The 7,084-nt window shown below is 42.0% G+C and carries 7 protein-coding genes; 1 reads left to right on the forward strand and 6 read right to left on the reverse strand.

The window, feature by feature from the left end; genetic code table 11:
- On the reverse strand, positions 1 to 1,124 hold a 1,124-nt coding region (locus tag HP456_RS17445), incomplete at its 3' end, for an argininosuccinate synthase (protein ID WP_172253473.1).
- A 242-nt stretch (positions 1,125 to 1,366) separates the two neighbouring features.
- Here HP456_RS17445 and HP456_RS17450 point away from each other — a divergent pair.
- The gene (locus tag HP456_RS17450) at positions 1,367 to 1,675 is read left to right on the forward strand and encodes a hypothetical protein (protein ID WP_216663329.1); all 309 of its coding nucleotides are present in this window, start codon (positions 1,367 to 1,369) and stop codon (positions 1,673 to 1,675) included.
- A 92-nt stretch (positions 1,676 to 1,767) separates the two neighbouring features.
- On the opposite strand, the gene HP456_RS17455 is transcribed toward HP456_RS17450, so the two are convergent.
- From HP456_RS17455 to ytfJ, 5 genes are all read right to left on the reverse strand, one after another.
- Positions 1,768 to 2,604: an EcsC family protein gene (locus HP456_RS17455; RefSeq protein ID WP_172253467.1), complete on the reverse strand. Its 837-nt coding sequence runs from the start codon at positions 2,602 to 2,604 to the stop codon at positions 1,768 to 1,770.
- Positions 2,605 to 2,977: 373 nt separating this feature from the next.
- Positions 2,978 to 4,171 (reverse strand): acetate kinase, encoded by a 1,194-nt coding sequence (locus HP456_RS17460; RefSeq protein WP_172253469.1) that lies wholly within the window; start codon positions 4,169 to 4,171, stop codon positions 2,978 to 2,980.
- A 463-nt stretch (positions 4,172 to 4,634) separates the two neighbouring features.
- The gene (locus HP456_RS17465; protein WP_172253477.1) at positions 4,635 to 5,618 is read right to left on the reverse strand and encodes a class I SAM-dependent methyltransferase; all 984 of its coding nucleotides are present in this window, start codon (positions 5,616 to 5,618) and stop codon (positions 4,635 to 4,637) included.
- A gap of 132 nt (positions 5,619 to 5,750) precedes the next feature.
- Positions 5,751 to 6,251, reverse strand: coding sequence for a thiol peroxidase (gene tpx / locus HP456_RS17470; protein ID WP_172253479.1), 501 nt, complete (start codon positions 6,249 to 6,251; stop codon positions 5,751 to 5,753).
- 284 nt (positions 6,252 to 6,535) lie between these two features.
- Positions 6,536 to 7,015 (reverse strand): GerW family sporulation protein, encoded by a 480-nt coding sequence (ytfJ, locus tag HP456_RS17475; RefSeq protein WP_172253471.1) that lies wholly within the window; start codon positions 7,013 to 7,015, stop codon positions 6,536 to 6,538.
- Positions 7,016 to 7,084: the final 69 nt, after the last annotated feature.

Genomic DNA, 7,084 nt, shown 5'->3' on the forward strand with positions numbered 1-7,084 from the left:
TGATCAAATTCATCCGCTTTCGTATAAGTAGCCAGATTTTCATCATATAAAGAATTAGAAGATTTTCTGCCTTCCACAATAGCATGGCCCTTAAACAATTTCACACGAGCCACTCCATTTACATATACCTGAGTTTGATCCAGAAATGCTTTTAATGCTTTATTCAATGGAGAGAACCATAGTCCTTCATAGATTAACTCCGTCATTTTCTTTTCAATGACAGGCTTAAAGTGAGCAAGTTCTTTCACAAGAGTCAGATCTTCGAGTTCCTTATGAGCCTTCAATAATGTGACGGCTCCGGGACATTCATATACTTCACGGGATTTAATTCCGATCAAGCGGTTCTCTACATGGTCGATGCGCCCTACCCCGTGTTTTCCTGCAACCAGGTTCAATTCAGCAATGATTTGATCTAATGGATACGCATGGCCATTCAATTCAACAGGAACACCTTGTTTGAATGTAATCTCCACAATATCCGCGACATCCGGTGCATTTTCAATTGAACTGGTTAAATCATACGCGTCTTCCGGAGGTGCAGTCCATGGGTTCTCAAGGACACCGCACTCATTGCTTCTGCCCCATAAATTTTGATCGATTGAATAAGGGGAATCAAGATTGATTGGGATCGGGATGCCTTTATCTTTCGCATACTCGATTTCTTCTTCACGAGACCATTTCCATTCACGTACGGGAGCAATCACTTCAAGATCCGGGTTCAAAGCTGAAATCGAAACCTCAAAACGCACCTGGTCATTCCCTTTTCCGGTACATCCATGTGCGACTGCTGCTGCCCCTTCTTTTTCTGCCACTTCTACTAACTTGCTTGCGATCAAAGGTCTTGAAAGTGCAGAAACAAGTGGGTATTTCCCTTCATATAATGCATGGCTTTGTAAAGCAAGCAGTGCATAATCTTTTGCAAATTCTTCTTTTGCATCGATGACATAGCTTTTTGATGCACCGACCTTTAACGCTTTTTCTTTAACAAAGTCCAAATCCTTTCCTTCACCGACATCCAGGCAGCAGGCAATGACTTCATATCCTTTTTCCATTAACCATTGCACTGCAACTGATGTATCTAATCCACCTGAGTAAGCTAAAACCACTTTTTTATTCAAACGTATTCCCTCCAGTTGTTTTTGTATAGTACGAGAATGTGAATTTTTCATCATATTCATGAATAAATATTCTTTAAGATGAATTTATATTAACAATTTACTTACTATTTATCAATACTTATTCTTTAATTTGTATAAATATTTTATCTGCTGCCTTTGGAAATGTTGTCATGAATGGATTGGCGAGTCATTTTGGTGTAGGATTTAATTGTGCAAAACTTACCCAATAAAGGAGAACCTGCCTTAAAATGAACACGATCAACGAATATTTTAAATACGACTCGCGTTTACATATACATATTCCTCACTTATTAGAAGATTGGCAGGCATACTCTTTACGAATTCAGGAAGCTATCCTTCTGGAGTGGGAAAAGATCAGGGGGACGATTCCTGACCGCATATCAGAAATAGAGGACGGCATTGAAGAATTACAGACCTTACTTGGACAAGAGGAGAACTTCGATGAATCCTGCAGATTGAATGGCGAAATATCCGAGAGAGCTTCCCGGATAAATGACCTGTGGCTATGGTACCGTACGACCCCGGAAATTCAATAAGCTTTAAACGGATACATCATTTAATAACCTCAAAAAAAATGAAGCGTTGGAGCTGTCAAAACGCTCCAACACTTCATATGTGAATGATTCAATTATTCATTCTTCTTCAATCGTAAATAACGGTATTGATAATACTTCTCTGCAAAGTCGGTGATTTTTCGGGAAAGCTGATAATTCGCGCCTGCTCCTATCGCGATGCTCACAAGCGGGAGCCCCGACCATTTCTTTCCTTTGAACATCGTGATCGCAAGGCCTTTGAGTGCGTGCTTCATCGTTCCTTCCAGCCATGTATAATCGGTCAGATGTTCGGAACCGTCAAAAAAGTAATTCGAATCCTTCTTATTTAAATCTTCCATCAGATCTTCCCATGCAAGCGCACGGAGTCTTGAAGGGAGGGTCGAAGCATGAAATACTTTTAAAGAAGTCATCATTTCAAAAGGGGTCTGCACGTCGAATCCATATGTAATCGCAATCAACTGAACTGATCGAAGATTGATCACCGCCATCGCCGGCAGATCTGATCCCAGTGCCACCATGCCGCCTGTACCTGTGATCCCGCCTTGAAACAAGGAATAAATACGATGGCGTCCCGCATGCTGTTCTGCGATATAGTGAAGTTGGTCAATTGTAAGATAATGAAGATCTTCGATTGACTGGATATCCTGATTAAACGCGCGGGCTGTCACCAGGATCCGCTCACGTGCATCATTCTGCATCTGCGACCCCTGAATAAGTGAATGCATATGGAACAGCCAGCCATCCAGACGCTGAAAGAATTGTTCCTGTACATCTTGAGGTATCGATTCAAAAGCATAATCCAACCATTTAACATATGTATGTTCCAAATCATTCGCTTCATATTCATACAAGTCTTCTTTCCATGACTTGATTGACTGCCAAACTTGTTTATCCCGATCGGACCAGCTCATGACTACCCACTCCTTACAGTTGTTAAATTAATTTTAGTATATCATAAAAATCTGAGTACATTTCGTTCTTCATAAATAGAATTGAATTTTCTGATATTGTTTTTTCTTCAACCCCTAAACCCTTCACATGTCCAAAAAGGATTTATGTTCGTATAGATTGTGTCAACGTCTGCTACCGGGCTGAAGAAGTCGGATATTCCCGACTGTTTCTCAAACACCTCCAGAGTTAATTTCCTTCCATTCAGTGTTTCAATCGCTTTTCGCTTTCAAGGCGAGAGCGTTTTCAAAAAAAAGCCAAAAAAACAGGATCACCAATACGGCAACCCTGTTTCTATGTTTGAAGTGAAAGTTCTTATCGTGTATAGGAAAAACTTTACATGTTTCCTTTTTCCATTACATCGCGTGCGATCATGACTTCTTCGTTTGTCGGGATAATCATGACTTTTACCGGTGAATGCGGATAGTTGATGAATGCTTCTTCGCCGCGCACGTTGTTGCGTGCAGGATCCCAGTAAACGCCCATGAATTCAAGTCCCTGCAATACTTTTTCACGTACCAGCGTACTGTTTTCACCGATACCAGCAGTGAAGATGATTGCATCCACTCCGTACATTCGGGAAGCGTATGAGCCGATGTATTTGTGGATACGGTTCGCGAATACTTCAAGTGCAAGCTCTGCACGTTCGTTGCCTTCTGAAGCTTGCTGCTCGATATCACGAAGGTCACTTGAGAAACCGGATACACCAAGCATACCAGATTTTTTATTGAGGATATTAAGAACTTCTTCAGCAGTCGATCCCGTTTTCTCCATAATAAATGGTATTAATGCTGGGTCAATGTTTCCTGAACGTGTTCCCATCGCTACACCCGCAAGAGGTGTGAATCCCATCGATGTATCGATTGATTTCCCGCCTTCGATGGCAGCGATACTTGCACCATTACCTAAATGACAAGAGATCAAGCGCACTTGCTCTTTTGGACGTCCAAGCATTTCAGCGGCTCTTTCAGACACATATTTATGTGATGTTCCATGGAATCCATACTTACGGATACCGAAATCTTTATAGTACTCATACGGAAGGCTGTACAAGAATGAACTTTCAGGCATCGACTGGTGGAAAGCTGTATCGAATACCGCTACCGCAGGTACATTTGGAAGCACGTTTTTGAATGCTTTGATACCTGTCAGGTTTGCAGGATTATGAAGCGGGGCCAGGTCAGAAAGCTCTTCAATCTTGTCGATCACTTCATCTGTAATCAGGACAGATTCATTAAAAACTTCCCCCCCGTGAACCACACGATGGCCGATTCCCTGAATTTCATCAAGGGAGTTGATGATTCCGAATCCAGTCAGTTTTTCAAGAAGCATTTTAACCGCTACTTCATGATCTGGAATATCCGTTATTTCCTCTTTTTTCTCACCGTTCACTGATATATTGAAGATCGCATTGTCCAGCCCAATACGTTCAATAAGTCCTTTTGTAATAACTGTTTCTTCCGGCATATCAAATAACTGAAATTTCAAAGATGAACTTCCAGCGTTGATTGCAATAATTTTGTTTGCCACGTTGTATCGCTCCTTCAGGATATAGGATCTTTACTATCTATATTGTGTTCATTGAATCACATTTTATCTCTCAATTTCCCATTTAATCACTGTACACTATCTATTTCAAGAAAAAGCTTGAAATGACACCGTTTTCATGGTAAATTAAATGTTTTCCCAAAATTCGAAAAGGAATCTCATTCTCTTATTACCGCATTATCTATGTAAGTAAACAGGTTTAGAATAATCCTTGACGTGCCTAACGCCTGGAAAAAAGTCATGTTCCTCGTGTACCCTCGACCTTCCTTTCAGGCGGCTGTCCTCCTCAGCTTTCTCTTTTTTCTAAATCCCGGCAGGAGCCAAATGCTTTTCGCTAAAAATCAATCTGCTTTTTCCGAGTGATATCTTAACCCCACTCGCCCGCAGGCCTGTACAAGTAAAAAGACTGCTCCCATTGTGAAAGCAGTCTTTTGTGGTGATGTTATTATTTATTTTCAAGCAGCCATTGATCGATTTTTGCCAGGATATCTTCGAGCGCACGTTGATTTGAGAGACTTGGAAGCTTTGAAAGCAGGACTTCTTTAGGTGCTTTCAGCCCTTCTTTTTTCTTTTGCAGGATCAAAATACTTTTCGCAGAGCTCTTATTTTTAAATAGAGACAGCGGCAGCTGCAAGAATCCTTGGATATTCACTTTTTCTTTTAAAAATAAATGCAGCTGGCTGCTGAGTGGTGACTCGAACAGGGCATTGGGAACGATGAAGAAGAGAAAACCTCCTTCTTTCGTATGCTTCAAGCTTTGTTCAATGAATAAATGATGAGCATAGGAATGCCCTTCTTCGGCCTTTAGTTCATAGTCCTGAGCTCTCAGGTCATTCGGATAATATCCCACCGGCAAGTCACTGAGGACAATATCGACCGGATCGATAAAAAGTGGATCCAATGCGTCCTGATTAAAAAGCTGCAGCTGATGCTTTTGCAGGTTCGCACCGACATATGCAAGTTTGATCAATACATCATCAATCTCCACCCCGATTGATTGAGTCTCAATATTGGGCATCTGGTTCAGCACGGTTGTCAGCAGGTTTCCAGTCCCGATGGCAGGATCCATGACTGTCAGATTCTTACTTCCTGCCGTGAACTTATTGACGAGGAAGCTGATAAATAATCCGAGGGAATCGGGAGTCATCTGGTGGTTCGGCTGCACGTTCTCTTTCATGCCCTTTAAAATGGCAAATTGGAAGGCTTTACGCAGATCTTCATTTTCAATGCTGCCGATCTTTATTTCTTCGTATTTTTTATGTAGGCGTTTTTTTGTCAGTTCGCTCAATTCATCTTGTAGTACTTCATCTTGAAAGAGGTTTTCCCCTGTTTCAGCAACCGCTTCGAGATAGCTGCATGCCAACTCTTCACGAAGCAGCTGTGAGGTTTCATCGATGATGCCGAATAGCGTTTCGACTGGCGAATTCATCATGTGCATTCATTCCTTTACCAACGTTTTGTGTCCTTTATTTTACCCGTCGACGAGCAATTTGTAAAAAAACAATGCTGACCATACAGCAGTAGCAGGTCAGCATGTCTCTTGTTCTAGTGTAAGTTTGTTTTATTCTGCGTTTTTCGCTGCATCGACAGCAGCTTCGTAATCAGGGTGGTCGGTTGCTTCGCTCACATATTCCACGTATGTGACCTCGTCATTGCTGTTTACTACGAATACTGCACGTGCAAGCAAGCGAAGTTCCTGGATATGCACACCATATGCTTCACCGAATGAAAGATCGCGGTGATCTGAAAGTGTCTGGACATTCTCGATTCCATTCGCTCCGCACCAGCGCTTCTGGGCAAATGGTAAATCGACGGAAATGGTGAGTACCTCCACATTATCAAACTTAGTTGCTTCTTCATTAAATTTTCTTGTTTGTGCATCACAAACGCCGGTATCAATTGAAGGAACGACACTTATCAAACGAACCTTACCCTTTGAATCATTCAGAGTGACTTCTGATAAATCATTTGCCAGAACTGTGAAATCAGGGGCTTTATCCCCAACCTTCACTTCACTTCCAAGCAGAGTTACAGGATTATTCTTAAATGTAATGTTTGCCATCATTTGTTCCTCCTCTATGAATAATATGTACACCTTTATAGTACAGAAAATCGGCGGGCCAACGCAAATGATAAGGGTCGAACTAGTGGAAGCTGCTTTTTATACCACTCTTCATTTCCCGTGCAAGAATTGACTTTGCATCTGTGGGTCCACAACAATCTCCCTTTTCCCTTGAGAAGTCTTCGCTTTGCACTCCAATCAACAATCAACCACTGGAACGGAGTATTCACATTGCTAACTAAAAAAAGGGGCTGACAATTGGAGTCAGCTCCTTTGTTGATTTCCTAGAAATCCATATTCTGTTTCGGCGCATTTCCTTGATTATTACCCTGGCCCTGGTCATTCTTTTTCATCATGCCCTGGATTTTTTCAATCGCACCTGGTGCCAGATCCAGCAGACGGTCTATTAGATGAGTGCTCTCATCCAGATGAAGCATCTTAATTCCTCTTGAGCTGACGATCAGGAACGCAATCGGAGTGATGGAGACCCCTCCACCGCTACCTCCGCCAAAAGGCTGTTTTTTTGAGGAACCTCCACCTTCATTGCCGCCTTTCCCTCCCTCTGATTCACTGTTCTTGCTTTTGCCTTCGATGCTGAATTCACTGCCTCCTGCAGCAAATCCAAAGCCTACCTTTGACACGGTAAGGATGACACTCCCGTCCGGTGTCTCGACGGGATCACCAATGATTGTATTGACATCGATCATCTCTTTTAAGTTTTCCATTGCAGTGGTCATTAGACCTTCAATAGGATGTTCAGACATGAAAAGTCCTCCTCATTATACTGATTGTTGTTTTTCATCAGAGAGACGGGATAACATCTTCGACTTGAA

Origin of the sequence: Bacillus haikouensis, from assembly GCF_013179555.1 — a bacterium.
In the GTDB taxonomy this organism is placed as follows: Bacteria; Bacillota; Bacilli; order Bacillales; family Bacillaceae_B; genus Rossellomorea; species Rossellomorea haikouensis_A.